Raw genomic sequence first — 23,383 nt, forward strand, 5'->3', positions numbered from 1 at the left:
CGCCCCGCTACACGTCCGACGAGAAGCGCACCGCGCCCGCCGGGATGCGGGCGTCGCACCAGATCCGCGCCCCCTCGCGCAGCTCGTTGTCGGCGCCGACCACCGCGCCGTCCCCGATGACCGTGCCGGTGAGGACCGCGCGCTCGCCCACCCGGGCGCGGGTGCCGATGAGCGAGTCGGTGATGACCGCGCCGGGCTCGATGACGGCGCCGGGCAGGATCGTGCTGCCGAAGACGCGGGCGCCCTCGGCGACGAACGCGCCCTCGCCGACCACCGTGCCGCCGGTCAGCTTGGCGTCGGCGGCCACCGTGGCCGTGGGCAGGATCAGCCGGTCGCCGCAGCGGCCCGGCACCGCGGGCGACGGGGCCCGGCCGAGGACGAGGTCCGCGGAGCCGCGCACGAAGGCGGCGGGCGTGCCCAGGTCGAGCCAGTACGTGGAGTCGACCATGCCCTGCAGATGGGCGCCGGCCGACAGCAGCTCGGGGAAGGTCTCGCGCTCCACCGAGACGGGGCGGCCCGCCGGGATGGTGTCGATGACCGAGCGGCGGAAGACGTAGGCGCCCGCGTTGATCTGGTCGGTGACGATCTCCTCGGGGGTCTGCGGCTTCTCCAGGAACGCGGTGACCCGGCCGGTGCCGTCGGTGGGGACCAGGCCGTACGCCCGGGGGTCGGTGACCCTCGTCAGGTGCAGGGAGACGTCCGCGCCCGTGGTCTCGTGCGTACGGACCAGGGCGGGGATGTCCAGGCCGGTCAGGATGTCGCCGTTGAAGATCAGGACCGGGTCGTCGGGGGCGGAGCGCAGCCGGGAGGCGACGTTGCGGATGGCGCCGCCGGTGCCGAGTGGCTCCTCCTCCGTCACGTACTCCAGATGCAGTCCGAGCGACGAGCCGTCACCGAAGCAGGGCTCGAAGACCTCGGCCAGATAGGACGTCGCCAGCACGATGTGGTCGACGCCCGCCGCTCTCGCTCTCGCCAGCTGGTGCGTGAGGAACGGGACTCCGGCCGCCGGGACCATGGGCTTCGGCGTGTGCACGGTGAGCGGACGCAGCCGAGTGCCCTTGCCGCCGACCAGGAGGATCGCTTCTGTCACCTGTCGTCTCTGCTTCCTGCCGGGACCGGCCCGAACTGTCTTTCGGCCGGCCAGTGTATGCAGACCGTTGTGCGGCGCCCTCGACGGCAGTGCGGTGCCTCGTGTCCCGCCCCTCGTCCCCCGACGGCGGTGAATGCGACCTCATGACCCCCCACGAGCCCCCCTTCGACCGGACGACGTCCAGGGCCCCCTGTCAGACCTCCACCGGTCGTGACGGGTTCCCTGGACGTCCCTCGCCGTTGGCTCCTCCCGCGGTCAGCGGCCCTGGTAGCGGGCGGCCGTCGAGCGGGCCGAGCCGAGCTTGCGGTAGAGCTGGCGCCCCGGGCACTCCGTGGAGAAGCCGTCCCGGTGGCCGGAGATCACATTCAGTCGTACGTTCTTTCCCTTTCGGTAGAGATTGCCACCGCCGGACGTCAGATATGTCTTTCCGCGCGGATTGGCGCCGTAGAGACCGAGCTTCCAGGCGGTGAGGCGGGCGACGGCCTTCAGCGCGGACTTGGACGGCTTCTTCGCGCCGTAGGAGCCGAGGACGGCGATCCCCATGCTGTTCGTGTTGAACCCCCGGGTGTGGGCGCCGAGGACCGCCTTCGCCACGCCCCCGGCCCGGCCCTCGTAGATCCGCCCGCACTTGTCGACGAGGAAGTTGTAGCCGATGTCGCGCCAGCCCATGCTCACGACGTGGTAGCGGTAGATACCGCGGATGACCGAAGGGGCCTGCGCGCAGGTGTACTTGTTGCCCGTGGCCGTGTGGTGGACGAAGGCCGCCTTCACCTTGCTCGTGTAGACGAACCGGCTCTCCCGCCACCGCTCGTTCGCGCCCCAGCCGCGCCGGGTGACGATGGCCGGCCGCGGCCCGATGTACGGCTTCGCCTTCTGGGCCGCCGTCAGCTCGCTGCCGCGCAGGGTCAGCAGCTCGCGCTCTGTCTCGGCCTTGCCGAGGGCGGGGATCTCGGTGGCGCCCGCTGCGGCGAGTTCGGCGTTGGCGGTGGAGGCGGCGACGGCCTCGGCGGTCTCCGGTTGCAGGGCGCCGGGGCGGGCCGCGGCGAGCGTCTCGTCCTGGGGGGCGGCCTCGCCGGGGTCGACGAGTTCCAGGCGCAGACCGGTGGGCAGGGGGGTGGCGGAGGCGGGCGCGGGCGCGGGGGTGGCCGCCGTGCTGTCGCCGGTCGCCTGGGTCTTCTCGGGCTCCGTGCGGCCGCCCGTCGCCGCGGTCTTCGCGGGCTCCGTGCCGCCGCCCGTCCCCGCGGTCTTCGCGGGCTCCGGGTCGGCGCCTTCCGGCGTGACCCGCAGTTCGACGCCGTTCGACGCGCCGACCCACAGGGGGGCCGTCGAGCCGCGCAGCCGTCCGGGGGCGCCCTCCGCGGTGTCCGGGTCGGCCCCGTGGTCGGCGTTGTGGGTCTCGACGTCCTGCCAGCCGGACCAGACTCCGGTGGCCGCCTCCCGGGTGCGGACCTGGACACGGCCGTGGAGTTCGGCGGCCGGGTCGTCCCAGACGACGCCGACGAGGGAGAAGGGACGTACGGTCCGGCGGGACAGCCCTTGTTCGGCGGGGTCGTCCGCGGCACGGTCGCGGGTGAGCGGGGTCAGGGGAAGGGACTGGGTGCTGCCGGCGGCGCTCGGCCCGGCGCTCTCCCGGCGCGCCGACGGGCCGGCCGTCAGGGCCGCGCTCGTGGCCGCTTCCGCGCCGGGCACCGGTCTCCCGGTCGCGGCGACGGCGGGTGGGGTGAGCGGGAGAGCGAGAGCTGCCGCGCACGTGACACCGATCGAGGAAGCAAGGAATCCACGCATACCCCCGATGTTGAACATAGTCATACAAACCTGTCCATCGAGGACTTGACGGGGCGTCGGCAGGTGTTCGGCCGAACCGGTGGCGGGGCGTTGGTGCCGCCGGGGGGTGCGGGTCCGGGCGCCCGCGTACCCTTTCCCGGGTGAACGCCACCGATCGCACCCCTGCCGACCTGCTGCGTTCCGCGCTCGCCGCGGATCCCGGACGTCCCCTGGTGACCTTCTACGACGACGCCACCGGGGAGCGGGTCGAATTGTCCGTGGCCACCTTCGCCAATTGGGTGGCCAAGACCGCGAACCTGCTCCAGGGCGATCTGAACACCGGTCCGGGCGACCGGGTCACCCTGCTGCTGCCCGCGCACTGGCAGACGGCCGCGTGGCTGCTGGCCTGCTCCTCGGTGGGCGCGGTCGCGGACGTGGGCGGTGACCCGGCCGCGGCCGACGTGGTGGTGAGCGGCCCCGGCACGCTGGAGGCCGCGCGGGCCTGCCGGGGCGAGCGGGTGGCGCTGGCGCTGCGGCCGCTCGGCGGCCGTTTCCCGCAGCCCCCGGAGGGCTTCCTCGACTACGCGGTGGAGGTGCCGGGGCAGGGCGACCGCTTCGCGCCGTTCGCTCCGGTCGACCCCGACGAGCCGGCGCTGATCGTCGCCGGGCGCGAGTTCAGCGCCGCCGAGGTGGTCGAGCGGGCCAGGGCCGAGGCACCGGGGCTCGGCCTGACCGGGCCGGGCTCGCGCATCCTGTCCACGCTGCCGTACGACACCTGGGAGGGCCTGAGCGCGGGGCTGTTCGGGGCGCTGGCGACGGGCGGCTCGGTCGTGCTGTGCCGCAACGCCGGGTCGCTGGACGAAGAGGCCCTCGCCCAGCGCATCGAGGCGGAACGGGTGACGGCGACCGCCCGCTGAGGCGGCCCCGGTGATGCACCCCCGTCACCCGTTCGGCGCAGCACCATCCGCCCCCCGGACGGCATCGGCGCCATGGTCGTAGGAGCAGCCCACACCGCACGCGCCATGTCATGAGGGGTGGACCCAGCCGTGACCGAGACCGCACGCTCGCGCCGGGGGGCGTCGGCCAGGAGGACATGGATGCGGCGGGGGGCCGTCGGGGCCGGACTGCTGCTCGTCGCCGCCGCCGGGACCGGCTGGCTGGTGTACGCCAAGCTCGACGGGAACATCACCCCGGACGAGGCCGCCGCCGCCGAACTCGCCCGGTACGAGAAGGAACGGCCGAGCGCGGCCGTGCGCGGGGCGCAGAACATCCTCGTCATCGGCTCGGACTCGCGGGCCGGCGACGGCAACCGCCGCTACGGGCGCGACTCGGGCAGCGAGCGGTCCGACACCACGATCCTGCTGCATCTGTCCGCCGACCACCGCAGCGCGACCGCGGTGTCCATACCCCGTGACCTGATGGTCGACGTCCCCGGCTGCCGGCGCGAGGGCGGCGGGCGCAGCCGCCCGATGTTCGCGATGTTCAACTACGCCTTCCAGGTGGGCGGTTCGGCGTGCACGGTCCGCACGGTGGAGCGGATGACCAACATCCGGGTGGACCACCACATGGTCGTGGACTTCCACGGCTTCAAGGAGATGGTGGACGCCGTCGACGGCGTGGAGATCTGCCTGGCCAAGCCCATCCACGACAAGGCGGCCAGGCTCCGCCTGCCGGCCGGGAAGGTGACGCTCGACGGCGAGCAGGCCCTCGGCTACGTCCGTGCCCGCAAGTCCCTCGGCAACGGCAGCGACACCGACCGCATGGAGCGCCAGCAGCGCTTCCTCGCGGCGCTCGTGCACAAGGTGCAGAGCAACGACGTCCTGCTGAACCCGGTACGGCTGTATCCGGTGCTGGACGCGGCGACGTCCTCCCTCACCACCGACCCGGCGCTGGCCAGTCTGCGCGGTTTGTACGACCTCGTCCGCGGTGTGCGCGACATCCCCACCGAACGCGTCCAATTCCTGACGGTCCCGCGCGAGTCCTACGTCTACAACGCCAATCGTGACCAGTTGGTGGAACCGGAGGCGCAGCGGCTCTTCGAGCGGCTGCGCCTCGACCGGCCGGTGGTGGTCGCGGATTCCCGCGGGAAATCCCCGGGTTCCGCGGGCGAATCGGAGCACGGGAGTTCCGCCTCCCCGGCCCCCACGTTCCGCGGCAACACGGCCGCCGAGAACGGCTGCGAGTAAAGCGCTTCCCAAGTCGAGGCGACCTGTCCAGGGGATTGGGCGGAATTGCCCAGTTGTAGGGACGTGGAATTTGTCACCGTTCTCGCTCGACGCTGAACTGGGCGGATAGTGTGAGCGATCTGGCGCACCCTGCCGTACTTGGGCTCGCGCACTGTTCGACCGAGAGACCCGAGCGCCTTGGAGGGGGTAGGCGCCGCGTGGCCCCGACGGAGGATTCAGACAACCGTGGACGCGCAAGGCCGTGGGCGGGCGGATGACATCGATCCCGCAGACCAGTGGGTGCTCAATCCGAACACCGGCGAATACGAACTGCGACTGACTCCTTCCGGACCGCAATCGCCGGTTCCCGGGCCGCGCAGGCCCGGTCCCCGTGCGGGCGGGCCCGGTGGCGCCGGGCGCCCGGGGGGTGCCGTCCGTGACCGCGCGGCCGCCCCGGAGCAGCGGCCGGCCCCCGGCCGTGAGGTCCCGGCCCAGCGCAGGCGCCGGGGTGAGCCCGAGGAGCCGCCGGGGCGCCGTTCGCGCCGCCCGGTCAAGAAGAAGAGCGGGGCCAAGAAGGCCGTGCTGTGGACCGGTGGCGTGATGGCGTTCGTCGTGGTCGCCGCCGCGGCCGGGGCCTACCTCTATCTCGAGCACCTCAACGACAACATCCAGTCCGTCTCCGACGACGGCGCGAGCACCGGTGGCTTCAGCAAGGACAAGGCCATCAACATCCTGCTCATCGGCACGGACAAGCGCACCGGTGCGGGCAACGACAAGTACGGCGACTCCGGCAGCGCCGGCCACGCCGACACCACGATCCTGCTGCACGTCTCCAAGGACCGCTCGAACGCGACCGCGCTCAGCATCCCGCGCGACCTGATCGTCGACATCCCGGACTGCCCCACCGAGCAGGAGGACGGCAGTCAGAAGGTCATCCAGGGCGAGACCGGCGCCCGCTTCAACAAGAGCCTCGGCCAGGCGGGCCGTACGCCCAGCTGCACCATGCGCACGGTGACGGAGCTGACCGGGATCAAGCCGGACAACTTCATGGTCGCCGACTTCAACGCGGTGAAGACGCTGACGTCGGCCGTCGGCGGCGTCGAGGTGTGCCTGGGCAAGGACATCGACGACCCGGACTCGCATCTGAAGCTGCCGAAGGGCAAGCACGTCATCGAGGGCGAGCAGGCGCTCGCCTTCGTCCGCACCCGGCACTCCGTCGGCCTGGGCGGCGACCTGAGCCGGATCGGGCTGCAGCAGCAGTTCCTCAGCGCGCTGATGCGCAAGCTGAAGTCCAACGACACGCTCAAGAGCCCCACGAAGATGTTCACCCTGGCCGAGGCGGGCACCAAGGCGCTCACCGTCGACTCCCAGCTGGACAGCATCGACAAGCTGAAGGACCTCGGCCTGGAGCTGGGCAAGCTCAACGTCAAGAACCTGACCTTCACCACGGTCCCGGTGATCGACAACCCGGCCGAGAAGGTCAAGGTGACCGTCGTCCTGAACCCGACGAAGGCGCCGGAGGTCTTCCAGGCGATCCAGAACGACGTCTCCTTCACCGAGATCAAGCAGCAGAAGAAGAAGGAGGCCTCCGCGGTGGCGGCCCGGCTCAAGGGCTCCAAGGCCGACGCCTCCGAGGTGCGGGTGCGGATCCTCAACGGCGGGGCCCCGGCGGGCAGCGCGCAGGAGACCCTGTCCTGGCTGCAGACCGAGGAGAACGTGACCAAGTCGGAGAACGCGGGCAACGCGCCCGACGCGCTCTCGAAGACGACGCTGGAGTACGCGCCGGACCAGGCGGACCAGGCACGCCGACTCGCCGCCATCATGGGGCTGTCCGGCTCGGCGATGAAGCCCGGCAAGAGCGTCACCAACGCGCAGGGCCTGCCCACGATGACGCTGACGCTGGGCAAGGACTTCAAGGGGGCGGGGGTGCCCCTGACGGCTCCGACCAAGGCGCCCGACGTGGAGAAGTCCACCGCGGACAAGGTGGAGTGCGCGAAGTAACCGCGGTTTCCGGCCGGGAACGCAACTGTGCCGGGCTCTCGTTGGTCTGACACAGGACGTGTTCGTGCCGGTCGGCGTCGCCCGGCACGCCGTGCGGCCGTGCCGGACGCGGATTTTGCCGGCACATGGCGAACCCGGATCGGACCCCCGGTGGTCTGACAGATCGCGGACCGGTGTCGGACAGGTTGGCTTGATACGGAGTTCGCTCCGCCGCGGACAGGGAGGTCCCGCGCGGAGCGACGGTGTGCGGGCCAAGGGTGGGGAAGGGCAGAGAGTTGGCGCAGAGCGGTGTGCGGGGGGAGGTCCCCGCTGTGGACGACACGATGTCGCTCACCCGGCAGCCCGGCCAGGACACGCCGGCCGGCCAGGACGGCGGCGGGCAGCGCGGCGGGGCGGACGACGACGGCCGGGGGCACGGCAAAGGGCGCCGCAAGCGGCGTGCGCTGCGCTGGTCGGCGACGATCCTGGCGGTCGTCATACTCGGGACCGCGGGTGCCGGGTATCTGTACTACCGGCATCTGAACGGCAACATCGAGAAGGGCGAGCGCAGCAGCGGCGACTCCAAGGCGAAGAAGGCCGAGCCCAACGCCGCCGGCCAGACGCCGCTGAACATCCTGCTGATCGGCTCGGACAGCCGTAACTCCGACGCGAACGTCGCGTTGGGCGGCAGCCGGGACAACCGGGGCAACCCGCCGCTGGGCGACGTGCAGATGCTCATCCATCTGTCCGCGGACCGCGAGAGCGCCGCGGTGGTGAGCATCCCGCGGGACACCCGGGTCGACATCCCCAAGTGCACCGACCCCGAGACGGGCGACACCTACCCGGCGACGAACGACATCATCAACACGTCCCTGGCCCGTGGCGGTGCCGGCTGCACCCTGGCCACCTGGCAGAACCTCACCGGGGTCTACATCGACCACTGGATGACGATCGACTTCGCCGGCGTGGTGAGCATGGCGGACGCCATCGGCGGCGTCGAGGTCTGTGTGAAGCAGAACGTGTGGGACCGCCCGCTGCCGGGGGTGCCCGGCGGTTCCGGCCTGAAGATGAAGGCCGGCCGCAAGGACGTCGAGGGCAAGCAGGCGCTGCAGTGGCTGCGCACCCGGCACGCGTGGGGCAGCGACCCGCTGCGGGCGCGCGCCCAGCACATGTACATGAACTCGATGATCCGCACGCTGAAGAAGCAGAACGTCTTCACCGACACCGGGCGCCTGATGAACCTGGCCGAGGCGGCCACGAAGTCGCTGACGGTCTCCGAGGAGATCGGCACCGTGAAGAAGCTGTACGACCTCGGCATGCAGCTCAAGTCCGTGCCCACGGACCGGATCACGATGACGACGATGCCGAACGTCCAGGACCCGCAGAACGCCAACCACCTCGTCCCGGCCGCGAGCGCCGGCAAGATGTGGCAGATGATCCGCGAGGACGTGCCGTTCGACAAGAACGGCAAGGCCAAGGGCAAGGGCAAGGACGGCGACGCGGAGAAGGAGGCCACCGCGGCCCCCACGTCCGCCCCCGGGGGCATCGGCGTCTCGGTGGTGAACGGGACCAGGACCGCGACGCTCGCGCCCGTCTCCGGGCGGGCGCACGCGATCGCCCGGCACCTGGTGGACAAGGGCTTCACCCAGGCGCTGCAGGACTCCTCACCGGCGGTCTCCGTGGAGCACACGGTGGTGCGGTACCCGAGCGAGGACCTGAAGGGCGACGCGGTGCAGGTCGCCAAGGCGCTGGGCGTCCCGGAGAGTTCGGTGCGCCGGTCCACCGACGTCTCGGGCGTCACGGTCGTCGTGGGCTCCGACTGGCGCACGGGCACCGCGTATCCGAAGCGGTCCAAGCCGTCGGCGGGCAGCCTGCCGGACGGCTCCGACGCGATCAACGGTTCGGACGAGGACGCGTGCATGGAGGTGTACGCGCCCTACCGCTGGTAGTCACCGGACGCCGTGCCCCCTGCGGGATCGCCCTCGACGCGAGGGCGATCCCGTTTTGTTATGGCCAATCGACAGCGATCTTCGGTCATCGACGCACACGAACGATCACCGAATGACCCGAACATGCCACGATCTTGGAGCCGTTCACGCCGGGTTCACACAAGCCCGCGGGGGCGGTCCGATCCGTCGCGCAAGTGAGAGGTCTGCAACTGATGCACAAGAGCGTGAAGTTCAGAGCCACCCGCTGGATCACCACCGGGGCCATGGTCCTCGGCCTGGGCGTCGGGGTCCCCCTGGCCACCGCCCCCGCGGCGCAGGCCGCGGCGCAGGCCGGCTGCAGCGGCACCCTGATCGACCAGATCAAGCACTACGACTACACGGTCAGTTCGCACCCGCTCGTCGCCACGACCTACCTGTACTGGGACGGCACCTACAACTGCGCGCGGTCCGTCAAGGCCGGTTCCTACTACGGCGTCAGCTCCCGGATGAACCTGGACCTGTGGACCAAGGCCGGCGGGCACGACAACGACAACGGCTACTTCAGCTACGAGGCCGGGCCCGTGAAGGTCAACGGCAAGAACACCTGCATCGTCTTCGAGCTGGACATGTGGCGCCCCAACGGCGGCGCCAACTTCCTGCAGGACCACGTCCCGCCGTCGGGCTACTTCCACTGCGGCTGACGTCCGCACGACCAGCGAGGGTTGTCGCGGCACCGCCGCGGCAACCCTCGCTCGTTCCCCGGGGGTCGAGTCAGGAGGCCGCTTCGACGCCGCGGACCGCCGGGCGGCGTGAGGCGATGACCTTGCGGGCCAGCGAACGCGGGCTCGTCAGGAAGCCGTAGCCCCAGGACATGTGCATGGTGGCCAGGGCGACCGGGATCTGCAGCCGGGCCTTCAGCGGCAGCCCCTTGCCGGCCGGAACCGATCCCGCGGCGATGGCCGCGAGGTAGCCGCCGGGCACGACCAGCGCCCACGGCGTCACCGCGACGCCGAACACCAGACCCGCCGCGATCGCGCACACCGCCGTCGGCGGAGCCAGATAGCGCAGGTTGATGGAGCCGGCGTGGTACCGGGCGACGACATGACGCCAGCGGCCGTAGTCCTTGTACTGCTTGGCGAGCGCCTTCACGCTCGGCCGCGGGCGGTACGACACCCTCAGCTCCGGCGAGAACCAGATCAGGCCGCCCGCCTCGCGGATGCGGAAGTTCAGCTCCCAGTCCTGGGCGCGGATGAACTCCTCGTTGTAGCCGCCCTGCTGCTCCAGCGCCTCGCGCCGGAAGACACCCAGGTACACGGTCTCGGCGGCCTGCGCCTCACCGCCCGTGTGGAAGGCGGCGTTGCCGACACCGATCTTCGACGTCATCGCGGCGGCGACGGCCTGCTCCCAGGCGTTCTCGCCCTCGGCGTGCATGATGCCGCCGACGTTCTGCGCGCCGGTCTCCTCCAGGAGCCGCACCGCGGTCGCGATGTAGTTCGGCGAGAGCATGCCGTGCCCGTCGACACGGACGACGATCGGGTGGCGGGACGCCTTGATCGCCGCGTTCAGGGCGGCGGGCGTACGGCCGGTCGGGTTCGGGACGGTGTGAACGCGCGGGTCTTCGGCCACGAGCTCGGCGGCGATCTCGTCCGTACGGTCCGTGGACGGACCGAGGGCGATCACGACCTCCATCTCGCCGGCGTACTCCTGCGCGAGGATCGCTTGGACAGCTCCGCGCAGATGCCGCTCCTCGTTGAGGACGGGCATGATGACGGACACGGCGGGGAGCTGCACGTCGGGATTGGCGTTCATAGGGGGCTCACGTTACCGCGAACGGGGGACACGGGTGCGCCCCGCCGTGTCCGGTGCACCGGGCAGCAGATCGTATGGGCCTACGGTGCTCACGGATCCCACGTACGGCCCCCAGGGGCACGCCCCCAGCGGAGGTATCCCTTCATGCCCACGCCGCCCCGACGCTCCTCCGGCTCCCCGCAGCGCAGCCCGCAGCCGTCCCGCGGCGGGGCACGGCCGGTCGCGCCCGTTCGGCGCAGGAGGCCGCGCTGGGCCATGCGGGCGGTGACCACGCTCTCCGTCGTCGTCCTGGCCTCCGCCGGGATCGGGCACGCGGTGGTGACCAGCCTGGACGCCAAGATCGCGCGGGTGGACCCCTTCCGGGACATGAAGAACCGGCCGCAGGGCGGCCACGGCATGAACGTCCTGCTGGTCGGCACCGACGGCCGCGACCGCATCACCCCGCAGGAGCGGCGCAAGTACCGGCTGGGCGGCGCGCCCTGCCACTGCACCGACACGATCATGCTGGTGCACATCTCGGAGGACCGGGAGCGGGCGAGCGTGGTGAGCCTGCCGCGCGACTCCTACGCCGAGGTGCCCGCCGCCGACGGACGGCCCGCCCACGCCATCAAGCTCAACGCGGCGTACGCGGAAGGCGGCCCCCGGCTCACCGTCCGCACGGTCGAGCACATGACGCACGTCAAGATCGACCACTATCTGGAGGTCGACTTCACGAGCTTCATGAAGACGGTCGACGTGCTCGGCGGTGTGCGGATCTGCACCTCCGCCCCGCTGAAGGACTCCTACACCGGCCTGGACCTGCCCGCCGGCGACCACAAGCTGATGGGCGGCGAGGCCCTGCAGTTCGTCCGCGCCCGGCACATCGACGGCGACGCCGACCTGGGCCGGGTCCAGCGCCAGCAGCGCTTCATGGCGGCCCTGATCGAACGGGCGACGTCGTCCGGCATCCTGCTGAACCCCATCCGGTTCCGGGACGTGACCCGGGCCGTGCTCGGCTCGGTCCGGGCCGACAAGGGCTTCGGCACCGGCGAACTGCTGGACCTGGGACGCGCGATGCGGAACTTCTCCCCGTCGTCGTCCGAGTTCGCCACCGTCCCGATCGGGCAGCTCGGCTACCTGGTGAAGGGCCTCGGCTCCACCGTGAAATGGGACACCGCACGCGCCGAGCGCCTGTTCCGCGCCCTGCGCGAGGACCGCCCGCTGGCCGCCCACCGCACGAAGCGCAAGGCCGTCACCGTCGAGGTCGCCCCGCAGCAGATCCGCGTCCAGGTGGAGAACGGCACCCACCGCACCGGCCTCGGCAAGCGCGCCGACGCGGCGCTCGCGGCGGTGGGATTCCGTACGACGGGACAGCCGGTGGACGCGCCCGACCGCTCGGTGAAGCGGACGGTCGTCGCCCACGACCCCGGCTGGGACCGCTCGGCGAAGTCCCTCGCCGCCGCCCTGCCCGGCAGCGAGCTGCGCGCGGTCAAGGGGCTCGGCCCCACCCTGAAGGTGATCGTGGGGACGGACTTCGGCACGGTCCGCAAGGTGCGCGCCGACGACCCCACCCAGGAGACGGTGGTGCTGCGGGGCGACGAGGCCGGCTGCGCCTGAGAGGGGCCCCCGTCCGCCCCGGCCGCCTCCTCAGTCGTCGAAGCCCTCCGCCGCCCGCTGGGCGCGCAGCTCCATGATCGCGCGGCGGCGGGCCAGGCGGTGGGTGCGGCGGATCTGCGCCTCCTGGTTGCGGCGCCGGTCGCGGTCGGTCTCCGGTATCACCGGCGGGACCCGGCGCGGCTTGCCGTCGGCGTCCACCGCGGCGAAGACCAGATAGGCGGAGCCGACCTGGGTGGGCGGCGCCGACTCGTTCCAGCGCTCGGCCAGGACCCGGACGCCGACCTCCATCGAGGTCCGGCCGGTCCAGTTGACCTGGGCCTTCACATGGACGAGGTCGCCCACGCGGACCGGTTCGAGGAAGGCCATCTCGTCCATGGAGGCGGTGACGGCGGGACCGCCGCTGTGCCGGCCGGCCACCGCTCCCGCCGCGTCGTCCACCAGCTTCATGATCACACCGCCGTGCACGGTGCCCAGAAGGTTGGTGTCGTTGTGGGTCATGATGTGGCTGAGGGTGGTGCGGGACGCGGAGATCGGCTTGCCCGGGATCTCCGCGCTGTCCGCTTCCGCGGTGGTGGCCTGGTCTGTCATGGCCTCCACCTTATGCCGCAGTGGGAATCGCGGACTTTGTGTTGGGTTCGCAACAGCCGTGCCTCTATTTTCCTTCGAACCTTGTGGGGGACCCGGTGCCGCCCTGCACACTTGGGCGCATGAATGACTGGCCCCAGGCATGGCCCGACGACGACCGCGGCACCGGTTACGGACGCGGCAGCGCGAACGCGCGGCCGGAGAGCGCCCGTGTGATGCGGCAGGTCCGCCGCGGCCAGGGCGCTCCGCCCGGGCAGGGCTACGGCGGTGTGCCCCGGCAGCCGTCGTACGTCGACGGCCAGGGGCACGGCGGTCACGGCGCCGGCGGCTACGACGACGGCTACGACAGCGGCTACAACACCGGCCAGGTGTACGGCGGCGGAGGCGGCGGAGGCCACGACGGCTCCGGGCCCGGTGGCCGGCCCGCGCCGAACTGGCGGCGCCGGATCAAGGTGACCGCGATCACCGTGGTCACGCTGCTGGTCGTGACGAGCGTCGCCACCTACTTCTGGGCCGACTCCAAGCTCAACCGCGAGGTCGACCTGTCCAAGGTCATCGACCGGCCGGAGGCGGGCGAGGGCACCAACTACCTGATCGTCGGTTCCGACAGCCGTGAGGGCATGACCGACGAGCAGAAGAAGAACCTGCACACCGGGTCCGCCGAGGGCAAGCGCACCGACTCGATGATGATCCTGCACACCGGAGGCGGCAGCCCCACGCTGGTCTCGCTGCCCCGCGACTCGAACATCACGATCCCGTCGTACAAGGGCTCGGAGTCCGGGAAGCTCTACCAGGGCACCGGGCGGCAGACGAAGCTGAACGCCGCCTACGCGGAGGACGGCCCGGAGCTGCTGGTGCGCACCGTCGAGGCCAACACCGGGCTGCACATCGACCACTACGTCGAGATCGGCTTCGCCGGCTTCGCGAACATCGTGGACTCGGTCGGCGGCGTCGAGATCGACATCCCCCAGGACATCAAGGACAAGAAGTCCGGCGCCGACTTCAAGAAGGGCAAGCAGACCCTGAACGGCGAGGAGTCCCTGGCCTTCGTCCGCACCCGGTACGCGCTGCCCGGCTCCGACCTGGACCGCACCAAGAACCAGCAGAAGTTCCTGTCGGCCCTGGCCAACCAGGTGGCGACCCCGGGCACCGTCCTGAACCCCTTCAAGCTCTACCCGACGATGGGTGCCGGCCTGGACTCGCTGATCGTCGACGAGGACATGGGCCTGTGGGACCTGGCGTCCATGTTCTGGGCGATGAAGGGCGTCAGCGGCGGCGACGGCACCTCGATGAACATGCCGATCTCGGGCAACTCCGCCAACGGCAATCTCCAGTGGGACACCGCGAAGGTGAAGAAGCTGGTGGAGGAGCTGAAGAACGACGAGACGGTGACCGTCTCCGGCAAGTAGGCGGCCGTACACGAGCGAGCGAGGGCACCCCGGACGGGGTGCCCTCGTCCGTCTGCCGGGCGGTGTCACATCGTGGCGCCCGCCATCGCGCGACAGGTCGCGGCGCAGCGGCGACACGCCTCGGCACAGCGCATCATCTGCGGATCGTCCGGCATGGACATACACGCCTCCGCGCACATCTCGCACGCCTTGGCGCACATCGCGCACATCTCCGCCGACATCGGCGAGCGGCGCATCATCATGTCGGCGCACATGCGGGTCGTCTCGGCGCAGTCCATCAGCGCCCGCATGACCTGCATCTGGGCCTGGCCGCCCTGCTGCATGACGGAGCTCATGGTCTCCTCGCAGACGGTGTGGCAGGTCATGCAGGCGTCGACGCAGTCCTGCATCTCCTTGGTCATCGCGGGCATGGTTCCGGGCTGGGTCATGGCTCCTCCTGGGGACGCGGGAGCCCGGGGCGGGCCCCGTGCCCTTCCGTCCTACGCCCGCCCGGAGCGGCCCGCCATCGGGCGTTCGCCATCATTTCCCCACAGAAGCCGCACACAGTGCACACTTCCGTATTCCACCGGATCCGCCGTCGCGAGCCCGAACGAGTGAAGGGCGCCCGGAGCACCCGGACGCCCTTCCTCATCAAGTCCCGTGACGTTACGGCAGGTTGCGCGCCATCACGATCCGCTGGACCTGGTTCGTGCCCTCATAGATCTGCGTGATCTTGGCATCGCGCATCATGCGCTCCACCGGGTAGTCGCGGGTGTAGCCGTAGCCGCCGAGGAGCTGGACGGCGTCGGTGGTGACCTCCATGGCGGCGTCGGAGGCGAAGCACTTGGCCGCGGCGCCGAGGTAGGTGAGGTCGGCGTCGCCGCGCTCGGAGGCGGCGGCGGCCTGGTAGGTCAGGGCGCGGGCGGCCGAGATCTTCATCGCCATGTCGGCGAGCATGAACTGGATGCCCTGGAAGTCGGCGATGGGCTTGCCGAACTGCTTGCGCTCCTGGACGTAGCCCTTGGCGTAGTCGAGGGCGCCCTGGGCGATGCCGAGGGCCTGGGCGGCGATGGTGATGCGGGTGTGGTCCAGCGTCTTCATCGCGGTGGCGAAGCCGGTGCCCTCCTCGCCGATCATGCGGTCCGCGGGGATGCGGACGTTGTCGAGGTAGACCTCGCGGGTCGGGGAGCCCTTGATGCCGAGCTTCTTCTCGGGGGCGCCGAAGGAGACGCCCTCGTCGCCCTTCTCGACCACGAAGGCGGAGATGCCCTTGGAGCGCTTGCTCGGGTCGGTGACGGCCATGACCGTGTAGAACTCGGAGACGCCCGCGTTGGTGATCCAGCGCTTGACGCCGTTGAGGACCCAGTGGTCGCCGTCGCGGACGGCCCTGGTCTTCATGCCGGCCGCGTCGGAGCCCGCGTCGGGCTCGGAGAGGCAGTAGGAGAACATGCCGTCGCCCTTGGCGAGCGGGGCCATGTACTTCTTCTTCAGCTCCTCGGAGCCGGAGAGGATGACCGGCAGCGAGCCGAGCTTGTTCACGGCCGGGATGAGGGAGGAGGACGCGCAGACGCGGGCCACCTCCTCGATCACGATGACCGTGGCGAGGGCGTCGGCGCCCGCGCCGCCGTACTCCTCGGGGACGTGCACGGCGTGCAGGTCGTTGGCCACGAGGGCGTCGTGCGCCTCCTGGGGGAAGCGCGCCTCCTCGTCCACCGCCGCGGCGTGCGGCGCGATCTTCGCCTCGGCCAGCGAGCGGATCGCGTCGCGGAGCATGTCGTGCTCCTCGGTCGGGCGGTACAGGTCGAAGTCAGCCGATCCGGCCAAGGTCTCTCACGCTCCAAGGACGCTCGTGTGGCAAGGGTGATGCCGACGCTAATTACCGTTAAGTAACTCAAATTTTAGAGGTCGCCCCACAGGACTGATACGTGAGCTTGGCGACAGCGGGGAATCTGCCCTCCGGGCCCGTTGACTATGCTCGGGCGCGCATCGCCCGTCCTCACTTACGGAGTCCCCCATGGCCCTCAAGATCACCGTGATCGGCACCGGCTATCTCGGCGCCACGCACGCCGCGGCCATGGCCGAGCTCGGGTTCGAGGTGCTGGGTCTGGACGTGGTGCCCGAGAAGATCGAGATGCTGGACCGCGGCGAGGTGCCCATGTTCGAGCCGGGACTGGAGGACCTGCTGCGCAAGCATGTCGCCGGGATCGAGGGCTCGACGGGGCGGCTGCGGTTCACGATGGACTGGGCCGAGGTCGCCGAGTTCGGCGACGTGCACTTCGTCTGCGTGAACACGCCGCAGAAGCACGGTGAGTACGCCTGCGACATGTCGTACGTCGACGCTGCGGTCGAGTCGCTCGCCAAGCATCTGAGCCGGCCGTGCCTGGTCGTGGGCAAGTCGACGGTGCCGGTGGGCAGCGCGGACCGCCTCGCGGCGCGGCTGCGGGAGCTGGCGCCCGGCGGCGACGAGGTGGAGCTGGCCTGGAACCCGGAGTTCCTGCGGGAGGGCTTCGCCGTGCAGGACACGCTGCGCCCGGACCGGATCGTGGTGGGGGTGCGCAGTGAGCGCGCGGAGAAGCTGCTGCGCGAGGTGTACGCGACGCCGATCGCGGACGGCTCCCCGTTCGTGGTCACGGACTTCCCGACGGCCGAGCTGGTGAAGACCTCGGCGAACTCGTTCCTCGCCACGAAGATCTCCTTCATCAACGCGATGGCCGAGGTGTGCGAGGCGGCCGGCGGCGATGTGGCGAAGCTGGCGGAGGCCATCGGGCACGACGACCGCATCGGCAAGAAGTTCCTGCGGGCGGGCATCGGGTTCGGGGGCGGCTGCCTGCCCAAGGACATCCGGGCGTTCATGGCGCGCGCGGGCGAGCTGGGCGCGGACCAGGCGCTGACGTTCCTGCGCGAGATCGACTCGATCAACATGCGTCAGCGCGGTCAGATGGTGGAGCTGGCGCGCGAGGCGCTGGGCGGCGGGCCGTTCCTGGGCAAGCGGGTCGCCGTGCTGGGCGCCACGTTCAAGCCGGACTCGGACGACGTGCGCGACTCGCCGGCCCTGAACGTGGCCGGGCAGATCCATCTGCAGGGCGGCCAGGTGACGGTGTACGACCCGAAGGGCATGGCGAACGCCCGCCGGCTGTTCCCCACGCTCGGGTACGCGGACACCGCGATCGAGGCGGTGCGGGGCGCGGACGTGGTGCTGCATCTGACGGAGTGGCGGGAGTTCCGTGAGCTGGACCCGCGGGAGCTGGGCGAGGTGGCGGCGGAGCGTCTGATCCTGGACGGCCGCAACGCCCTGGACCCGGAGCTGTGGCGGGGCGCGGGCTGGACGTACCGGGCGATGGGCCGGCCGACGGCCTAGGCCCTTTTCCACGGGCGTACGAAGGACGCCGTTTCGGCCGAGGCTCAGTCGGCCGAAACGGCGTCCTTCGCATTCTGCCGCACACCACCGCGCAGCGCCGAATGAATCTTCAACAACCTTGTCAAAAGGTGCGCCCGGTGGCTCATTTCGCGCGGTACCGGCGCATCTTGGCGCGCGCTCCGCACACCTGCATCGAGCACCAGCGGCCGCGGCCGGCGGGGCTGCGGTCGTAGTACGCCCAGTGGCAGTCGGCCGCCTCGCAGGCCTTCAGGCGCGTCCAGGTGCCGTCGACGAGGCCCTGGGCGACGGCGGCGGCGACCCGGGAGAGCAGGGGCGCGGTACTGGCGGGGGTGAGCCGGGCCGAGCCGTCGGCGGGGTCGACGGCCACCACGAGGGGAGCGGCGGCGAGCAGGTCGCCGAGCGGGGTGACCGCACGGTGCGGCGGGTGCCCGGCGTGGGCGAGCAGGGCCGCGCGCAGGGACTCGCGCAGCTCGCGCGCGGCGGGCAGGTCCGCCTCCGTCAGCCCGAGGCGGGCCCGGCCCTCGGCCGTGTCGAGCGCGTCCGCGCCGGACTCCAGGTCCACCGTGTTCACCAGGCCCTGGACTAGCTCCAGCGCACCGGGCGCGGGCGATCTGTCACTCATGGCTGCCGCTGTCTCCGCTTCTCGTATATCCCTTGCGACGTTACCCCCTGTACGGGAACATGAGGTAACGCGGTTACCGGTTGACCTGCTCTGCCGGTAACCCCCCGTCGCTTCGAGGAGGAAGTCATGGCCATCGCCGAAGTGGGCTCCGTCGTCCTGGACTGTCCCGACCCGCGCGCGCTCGCGGAGTTCTACGCCAAGGTGCTGGACGGCACGATCGTGGACGAGGGCGACTGGGTGGACGTGAAGGTGCCCGGCGGGCCGACGCTGGCCTTCCAGGCGGCGCCCGGCTACGTACCGCCGCGCTGGCCCTCGCCGGAGCAGTCGCAGCAGTTCCATCTGGACCTGACCGTCGAGGACCTCGACACGGCCGAGAAGGCGGTGCTGGAGCTGGGCGCGACGCCGCTGGAGGCCGACGACCGCGAGCGGACCTTCCGGGTTTACGCGGACCCGGCGGGGCACCCGTTCTGCCTCTGCGCCTGCTGACGAGGAGGACCCCCATGGCACCCGCGGCACGTCTGCGTTCCGTCGTCGTCGACTGCCCCGACCCGCGCGCTCTGGCCCGCTTCTACGCGGGCGTCGGCGGCGGCACCCCGGAGGACGAGGACCCGGACTGGGTCGTGCTGCGGCTCCCGGACGGGCCCCGGCTGGCCTTCCAGCGGGCGCCCGGGTACGCCCCGCCGGACTGGCCGCGGGCCGACCACGACTCCCAGCAGTTCCACCTCGACTTCGACGCCGGGTCCACCTGGGACGAGGTCGACGTGGCGGAGGAGAAGGTGCTGAAGCTGGGCGCGCGGCTGCTCCAGGCGCAGGACGAGGAGGGCTTCCGGGTGTACGCCGACCCGGTGGGCCATCCGTTCTGCCTGTGCCGGATCGACGAGGGCTGAGCCGGCCGGCGCTCAGCCGTCCAGGTCGGTGATCGTGGCCGTCGAGGGTTCCCGGCGGCGCTGTGCCTCACGGGCGGCGAAGTCGGCCTCACGCAGCACCCGCTGGACGTTCCCCCAGGTCAGCAGGGCGATGTCGGCCTCGGACCAGTCGCGGCGCAGCAGCTCGGCGACGAGTCGCGGGTAGCCGGAGACGTCGGCCAGGTCCTGGGGGTGGGCGGTGCCGGTGTCGTAGGTGCCGGACAGGCCGACGCAGTCCGCCCCGGCCAGTGCGCGCACATGGTCGAGGTGGTCGGCGACGTCGCGGACGGACGGACCGGTCTGCTCGGCGGTGAGCGGCACCATGCACAGCCCCTTGGCGGCGCCGAGCGCGGCCAGCAGGTCGTCGGGGAGGTTGGCGGGGTGCGGGCGCAGGGCGCGGGCCGCGGAGCGTGTGCACAGCACGGGCGCCTTGGAGACCGCGCAGGCCCGGCGGACCGTGTCGGGGCCGGCGCCGGAGAGGTCGGCCAGCACGCCGAGCCGGTTCATCTCGCGCAGGACCTCCTCGCCGAACCGGGTGAGCCCCGCCTCGCCCGCCCAGGACACCCCGGTGAGCGTGAGGGCGCGCAGCCCGAGGCCGTGCAGGGAGCGCAGGACGCCGAGGGAGTCGCCCAGGGCGACGGCCGCGGCGGGCCCGGGCAGCACGGCGGTCCGGCCGCTGTGCCGGACGTCGGTGACCGGGCCGGGCGCGCAGGCCAGGCGCAGGCCGTCGGGGTGTGCGTGGACGACGGTCCTGACGAGGTCGAGCTGGTCCAGGGTGGCGCCGACGGCCCGGTCGCCGGTGACCCCGTCCGGCAGGTGCAGTGCCCAGAACAGCGCGCCGACGCGGCCCTCGCGCAGCCGCGGCACATCGGTGCCGACGGCGCTCTCGCCGAGTTCCAGGTCGAACCAGGACAGGGTCCGCAGCGCCCGCGACAGTCCGCTGTAGCCGTCGGCCACGGGATGGGCGTCGAGCAGGGCGCGGGCCCGTTGGAGCAGGTCGGCCGCCGCGGGGTCCGGGACGGGGTCAGGGCCTTCCCCGATGGTCGGCGCGGGCAGATCGTCCGTCGCGCCGGCCTCGGCCCCGGCGTCGTACTTGAGCTCTGCCATGGCGGTCTCCGTACGGGATCGGCGGTCCTGATCAGCGGTACGGTTCACCGTCGCACGCGGGCGCGGGGGCTTCTCGGTGGGTAAGGCGTTCGGGGGTAGGCGGGGCGCGACCGGCCCCGCCCCCTCCCCGGTCAGGCGTCCAGCTCCGCGAGGGTGGCGTTGGACGGTCCGCGGGTGGCCTGGAGGTCGCGGGCGACGTCCTCGGCGGCGCCGAGCACCCGGACGGCGTTGCGCCAGGTCAGCTTGGCCAGGTCGGTCCTCGACCAGCCGCGGTCCAGCAGCTCGGCGATCAGGTTCGGGTAGCCGGTGACGTCGTTGAGGCCGTCGGGCGTGAACGCGGTGCCGTCGTAGTCGCCGCCGATGCCGAGGTGGTCGATCCCGGCGACCTCGCGCATGTGGTCGAGGTGGTCGGCGACCGTGGCCACGGTGGCGACCGGGCGCGGGTTGCTCTCCTCGAAGGCGCGGTGCACCTTCATCGCCTCGGCGGTGGTGTCGAGGTGGTGGAAGCCGTGCGCCCGCATGTTCTCGTCGGCCGCGGCGGTCCAGTCGACGGCCGCCTGGAGAACGAACTTCGGCACGAACGTGACCATCGCGACGCCGCCGTTGGCGGGGAGGCGTTCCAGCACGTCGTCGGGGATGTTGCGCGGGTGGTCGCAGACCGCGCGCGACGAGGAGTGGGAGAAGATCACCGGGGCGGCGGTGGTGTCGAGCGCGTCGCGCATCGTCGTGGCCGCCACGTGCGAGAGGTCGACCAGCATGCCTTCGCGGTTCATCTCCCGTACGACCTCGCGCCCGAAGGCGGACAGGCCGCCCACGCCGGGCTCGTCGGTCGCCGAGTCGGCCCACGCGATGTTGTCGTTGTGCGTGAGCGTCATGTAGCGGACGCCAAGGGCGTACAGCGCCCGCAGCGTGGCCAGGGACTCCGCGATCGAGTGGCCGCCCTCGGCGCCCATCAGGGAGGCGATACGGCCCTCGGCGCGGGCCGCCTCCATGTCGGCGGCCGTCAGCGCCGGGCGCAGGTCGGCCGGGTAGCGCGCGAGGAGCTGCCGTACGCAGTCGATCTGCTCCAGCGTGGCGCTGACCGCCTGGTCGCCGGCGTAGTCCGAGCGGACGTACACCGACCAGAACTGGGCGCCCACACCGCCGGCGCGCAGCCGCGGTATGTCGGTGTGCAGGTGGGCGCTCTGGTCGGCGGCGATGTCGCGGGCCGGTATGTCGTAGCGGACCTGTTCGCGCAGCGCCCAGGGCAGGTCGTTGTGGCCGTCGACGACCGGGAACTCGCGCAGCAGGTCCCGGGCGGTCTCCAGGGAGGTCATCGGCGTCACTTCCCGGAGCCGAAGCCGAACCCGGCCGCGCCCTCGACCTTGGCCCGCAGCCGCTTGCCCTTCTCGGTCGCCTGGTCGTTCAGCTCCTGCTGGAACTCGCTCATCCGCTGCAGCAGCTCCTCGTCCTGCGTGGCGAGGATGCGGGCGGCGAGCAGACCGGCGTTGCGGGCGCCGGCGACGGAGACGGTCGCGACGGGCACACCGGCCGGCATCTGCACGATGGACAGCAGGGAGTCCATGCCGTCGAGGTACTTCAGCGGGACGGGAACGCCGATGACGGGCAGCGGGGTCACGGAGGCGAGCATGCCCGGCAGATGGGCGGCGCCGCCGGCGCCGGCGATGATCGCCTTCAGGCCGCGCCCGGCCGCCTGCTCGCCGTACGTGATCATCTCGCGGGGCATGCGGTGCGCGGAGACGACGTCGACCTCGTAGGCGATCTCGAACTCGTCGAGGGCCTTGGCGGCGGCCTCCATGACGGGCCAGTCGCTGTCCGACCCCATGACGATGCCAACAACAGGGCTCATTCGGTGATCGTGCCTCTCAGGTAGCCGGCAGCGTGACGGGCGCGCTCCAGCACGTCGTCGAGGTCGTCGCCGTAGGTGTTCACGTGACCGACCTTGCGACCGGGCTTCACGTCCTTGCCGTACATGTGGATCTTGAGCTGGGGGTCGCGGGCCATGCAGTGCAGGTACGCGGAGTACATGTCCGGGTAGTCGCCGCCGAGGACGTTGACCATGACGGTCCACTTCGCGCGGGGGCGCGGGTCGCCGAGGGGGAGGTCGAGGACGGCCCGGACGTGGTTGGCGAACTGGCTGGTGACCGCGCCGTCCTGACTCCAGTGGCCGGAGTTGTGCGGGCGCATCGCGAGCTCGTTGACGAGGATGCGGCCGTCGCGGGTCTGGAACAGCTCGACGGCGAGGTGCCCGACGACACCGAGCTCCTTCGCGATCCGCAGCGCCATCTCCTCGGCGCGCAGCGCGAGCGCCTCGTCCAGGCCGGGGGCCGGGGCGATCACGGTGTCGCAGACGCCGTTGACCTGCCGCGACTCGACGACCGGGTAGGCGACGGCCTGGCCGTGCGGGGAGCGCACGACGTTTGCGGCGAGCTCGCGGACGTAGTCGACCTTCTCCTCGGCGAGGACCGGGACGCCGGCGCGGAACGGCTCGGTGGCCTCCTCGGCCGAGTCGACGACCCAGACGCCCTTGCCGTCGTAGCCGCCGCGGACCGTCTTCAGGACGACGGGGAAGCCGTCCCCCTCGGCGGCGAACGCGGCGACGTCCTGCGGGTCGCTCACGATGCGGTGCCGGGGGCAGGGCACCCCGATCGCATCGAGCCTCGCCCGCATCACGCCCTTGTCCTGGGCGTGCACGAGCGCGTCGGGGCCGGGGCGCACGGGGATGCCGTCCGCCTCCAGTGCCCTGAGGTGCTCGGTGGGTACGTGTTCGTGATCGAAGGTGATCACATCGCACCCCTGCGCGAACGCGCGCAGCGTGTCGAGGTCGCGGTAGTCGCCTACGACGACATCACCGACGACCTGCGCCGCGGAATCCTGAGGAGTGTCACTGAGGAGCTTGAACCTGATGCCGAGCGGGATGCCCGCCTCGTGTGTCATACGAGCGAGCTGACCCCCGCCGACCATGCCGACTACCGGGAACGTCACGCCCCTAGGGTATCGGCCGCGCCGGGGCCCCCTCTTACCGGACTTTTCCAGGGCTCTTCCCGACCCGGGATGTCACGCGC

The 23,383-nt window shown here is 71.5% G+C and carries 21 protein-coding genes; 10 read left to right on the forward strand and 11 right to left on the reverse strand.

Annotated features, from left to right (window positions below):
* Window positions 1–7: 7 nt before the first annotated feature.
* Together ACFV46_RS04455 and ACFV46_RS04460 are read right to left on the reverse strand one after the other, a co-directional pair.
* Complete coding sequence (locus ACFV46_RS04455; protein ID WP_376727281.1) at window positions 8–1,090, reverse strand: sugar phosphate nucleotidyltransferase; 1,083 nt, start codon at window positions 1,088–1,090, stop codon at window positions 8–10.
* A gap of 255 nt (window positions 1,091–1,345) precedes the next feature.
* Window positions 1,346–2,875, reverse strand: coding sequence for a peptidoglycan recognition protein (locus ACFV46_RS04460; RefSeq protein WP_385496991.1), 1,530 nt, complete (start codon window positions 2,873–2,875; stop codon window positions 1,346–1,348).
* A gap of 140 nt (window positions 2,876–3,015) precedes the next feature.
* Between ACFV46_RS04460 and ACFV46_RS04465 the strand changes: the two genes are divergently transcribed.
* The 5 genes from ACFV46_RS04465 (at window position 3,016) to ACFV46_RS04485 (ending at window position 9,628) form a co-directional block, all read left to right on the forward strand.
* Complete coding sequence (locus ACFV46_RS04465) at window positions 3,016–3,771, forward strand: TIGR03089 family protein (RefSeq protein WP_385496992.1); 756 nt, start codon at window positions 3,016–3,018, stop codon at window positions 3,769–3,771.
* A gap of 180 nt (window positions 3,772–3,951) precedes the next feature.
* Complete coding sequence (locus ACFV46_RS04470) at window positions 3,952–5,040, forward strand: LCP family protein (protein ID WP_376727279.1); 1,089 nt, start codon at window positions 3,952–3,954, stop codon at window positions 5,038–5,040.
* A gap of 225 nt (window positions 5,041–5,265) precedes the next feature.
* The gene (locus ACFV46_RS04475) at window positions 5,266–7,020 is read left to right on the forward strand and encodes an LCP family protein (protein ID WP_361936078.1); all 1,755 of its coding nucleotides are present in this window, start codon (window positions 5,266–5,268) and stop codon (window positions 7,018–7,020) included.
* 323 nt (window positions 7,021–7,343) lie between these two features.
* Window positions 7,344–8,948, forward strand: a complete 1,605-nt coding sequence (locus ACFV46_RS04480; protein ID WP_385497171.1) for an LCP family protein — start codon at window positions 7,344–7,346, stop codon at window positions 8,946–8,948.
* Window positions 8,949–9,160: 212 nt separating this feature from the next.
* Window positions 9,161–9,628, forward strand: a complete 468-nt coding sequence (locus ACFV46_RS04485) for a hypothetical protein (RefSeq protein ID WP_361936075.1) — start codon at window positions 9,161–9,163, stop codon at window positions 9,626–9,628.
* A gap of 70 nt (window positions 9,629–9,698) precedes the next feature.
* Here ACFV46_RS04485 and ACFV46_RS04490 read toward each other — a convergent pair whose 3' ends face one another.
* Entirely contained in the window at window positions 9,699–10,736 is a 1,038-nt protein-coding gene (locus ACFV46_RS04490; RefSeq protein WP_385496994.1) for a glycosyltransferase family 2 protein, read from the reverse strand.
* Window positions 10,737–10,880: 144 nt separating this feature from the next.
* Between ACFV46_RS04490 and ACFV46_RS04495 the strand changes: the two genes are divergently transcribed.
* On the forward strand, window positions 10,881–12,332 hold the full coding sequence (locus ACFV46_RS04495; protein ID WP_385496995.1) for an LCP family protein: 1,452 nt from the start codon (window positions 10,881–10,883) through the stop codon (window positions 12,330–12,332).
* A gap of 30 nt (window positions 12,333–12,362) precedes the next feature.
* On the opposite strand, the gene ACFV46_RS04500 is transcribed toward ACFV46_RS04495, so the two are convergent.
* Complete coding sequence (locus tag ACFV46_RS04500; RefSeq protein ID WP_151784360.1) at window positions 12,363–12,920, reverse strand: acyl-CoA thioesterase; 558 nt, start codon at window positions 12,918–12,920, stop codon at window positions 12,363–12,365.
* 119 nt (window positions 12,921–13,039) lie between these two features.
* On the opposite strand from ACFV46_RS04500, the gene ACFV46_RS04505 reads away from it, so the two are divergent.
* Window positions 13,040–14,326, forward strand: coding sequence for an LCP family protein (locus ACFV46_RS04505; protein ID WP_376727277.1), 1,287 nt, complete (start codon window positions 13,040–13,042; stop codon window positions 14,324–14,326).
* Between the two features lie 65 nt (window positions 14,327–14,391).
* On the opposite strand, the gene ACFV46_RS04510 is transcribed toward ACFV46_RS04505, so the two are convergent.
* Together ACFV46_RS04510 and ACFV46_RS04515 are read right to left on the reverse strand one after the other, a co-directional pair.
* A complete protein-coding gene (locus tag ACFV46_RS04510) occupies window positions 14,392–14,754 on the reverse strand; it encodes a four-helix bundle copper-binding protein (protein ID WP_361936065.1) in 363 nt (120 codons plus the stop codon).
* 217 nt (window positions 14,755–14,971) lie between these two features.
* Window positions 14,972–16,129: an acyl-CoA dehydrogenase gene (locus ACFV46_RS04515; RefSeq protein ID WP_361936062.1), complete on the reverse strand. Its 1,158-nt coding sequence runs from the start codon at window positions 16,127–16,129 to the stop codon at window positions 14,972–14,974.
* Between the two features lie 190 nt (window positions 16,130–16,319).
* Between ACFV46_RS04515 and ACFV46_RS04520 the strand changes: the two genes are divergently transcribed.
* Entirely contained in the window at window positions 16,320–17,663 is a 1,344-nt protein-coding gene (locus tag ACFV46_RS04520; RefSeq protein ID WP_361936059.1) for a UDP-glucose/GDP-mannose dehydrogenase family protein, read from the forward strand.
* A 142-nt stretch (window positions 17,664–17,805) separates the two neighbouring features.
* Here the strand turns inward: ACFV46_RS04520 and ACFV46_RS04525 are convergent, their stop codons facing one another.
* Window positions 17,806–18,306, reverse strand: a complete 501-nt coding sequence (locus ACFV46_RS04525; protein ID WP_361923658.1) for a CGNR zinc finger domain-containing protein — start codon at window positions 18,304–18,306, stop codon at window positions 17,806–17,808.
* 126 nt (window positions 18,307–18,432) lie between these two features.
* Here ACFV46_RS04525 and ACFV46_RS04530 point away from each other — a divergent pair, with 126 nt between their 5' ends.
* Complete coding sequence (locus ACFV46_RS04530; protein WP_385496997.1) at window positions 18,433–18,792, forward strand: VOC family protein; 360 nt, start codon at window positions 18,433–18,435, stop codon at window positions 18,790–18,792.
* Between the two features lie 14 nt (window positions 18,793–18,806).
* The gene (locus tag ACFV46_RS04535) at window positions 18,807–19,193 is read left to right on the forward strand and encodes a VOC family protein (RefSeq protein ID WP_361923652.1); all 387 of its coding nucleotides are present in this window, start codon (window positions 18,807–18,809) and stop codon (window positions 19,191–19,193) included.
* 12 nt (window positions 19,194–19,205) lie between these two features.
* Here the strand turns inward: ACFV46_RS04535 and ACFV46_RS04540 are convergent, their stop codons facing one another.
* From ACFV46_RS04540 to ACFV46_RS04555, 4 genes are all read right to left on the reverse strand, one after another.
* A complete protein-coding gene (locus ACFV46_RS04540) occupies window positions 19,206–20,318 on the reverse strand; it encodes a dipeptidase (protein WP_385496998.1) in 1,113 nt (370 codons plus the stop codon).
* A gap of 131 nt (window positions 20,319–20,449) precedes the next feature.
* Window positions 20,450–21,634 (reverse strand): dipeptidase, encoded by a 1,185-nt coding sequence (locus tag ACFV46_RS04545; protein WP_376727271.1) that lies wholly within the window; start codon window positions 21,632–21,634, stop codon window positions 20,450–20,452.
* Window positions 21,635–21,639: 5 nt separating this feature from the next.
* Window positions 21,640–22,167 (reverse strand): 5-(carboxyamino)imidazole ribonucleotide mutase, encoded by a 528-nt coding sequence (gene purE, locus ACFV46_RS04550; RefSeq protein ID WP_361923647.1) that lies wholly within the window; start codon window positions 22,165–22,167, stop codon window positions 21,640–21,642.
* The gene (locus ACFV46_RS04555; protein WP_385497000.1) at window positions 22,164–23,303 is read right to left on the reverse strand and encodes a 5-(carboxyamino)imidazole ribonucleotide synthase; all 1,140 of its coding nucleotides are present in this window, start codon (window positions 23,301–23,303) and stop codon (window positions 22,164–22,166) included. Before ACFV46_RS04555 ends, purE begins: the two co-directional genes overlap by 4 nt.
* Between the last annotated feature and the right edge of the window lie 80 nt (window positions 23,304–23,383).

Origin of the sequence: Streptomyces sp. NPDC059852, from assembly GCF_042731455.1 — a bacterium.
GTDB lineage: Bacteria > Actinomycetota > Actinomycetes > Streptomycetales > Streptomycetaceae > Streptomyces.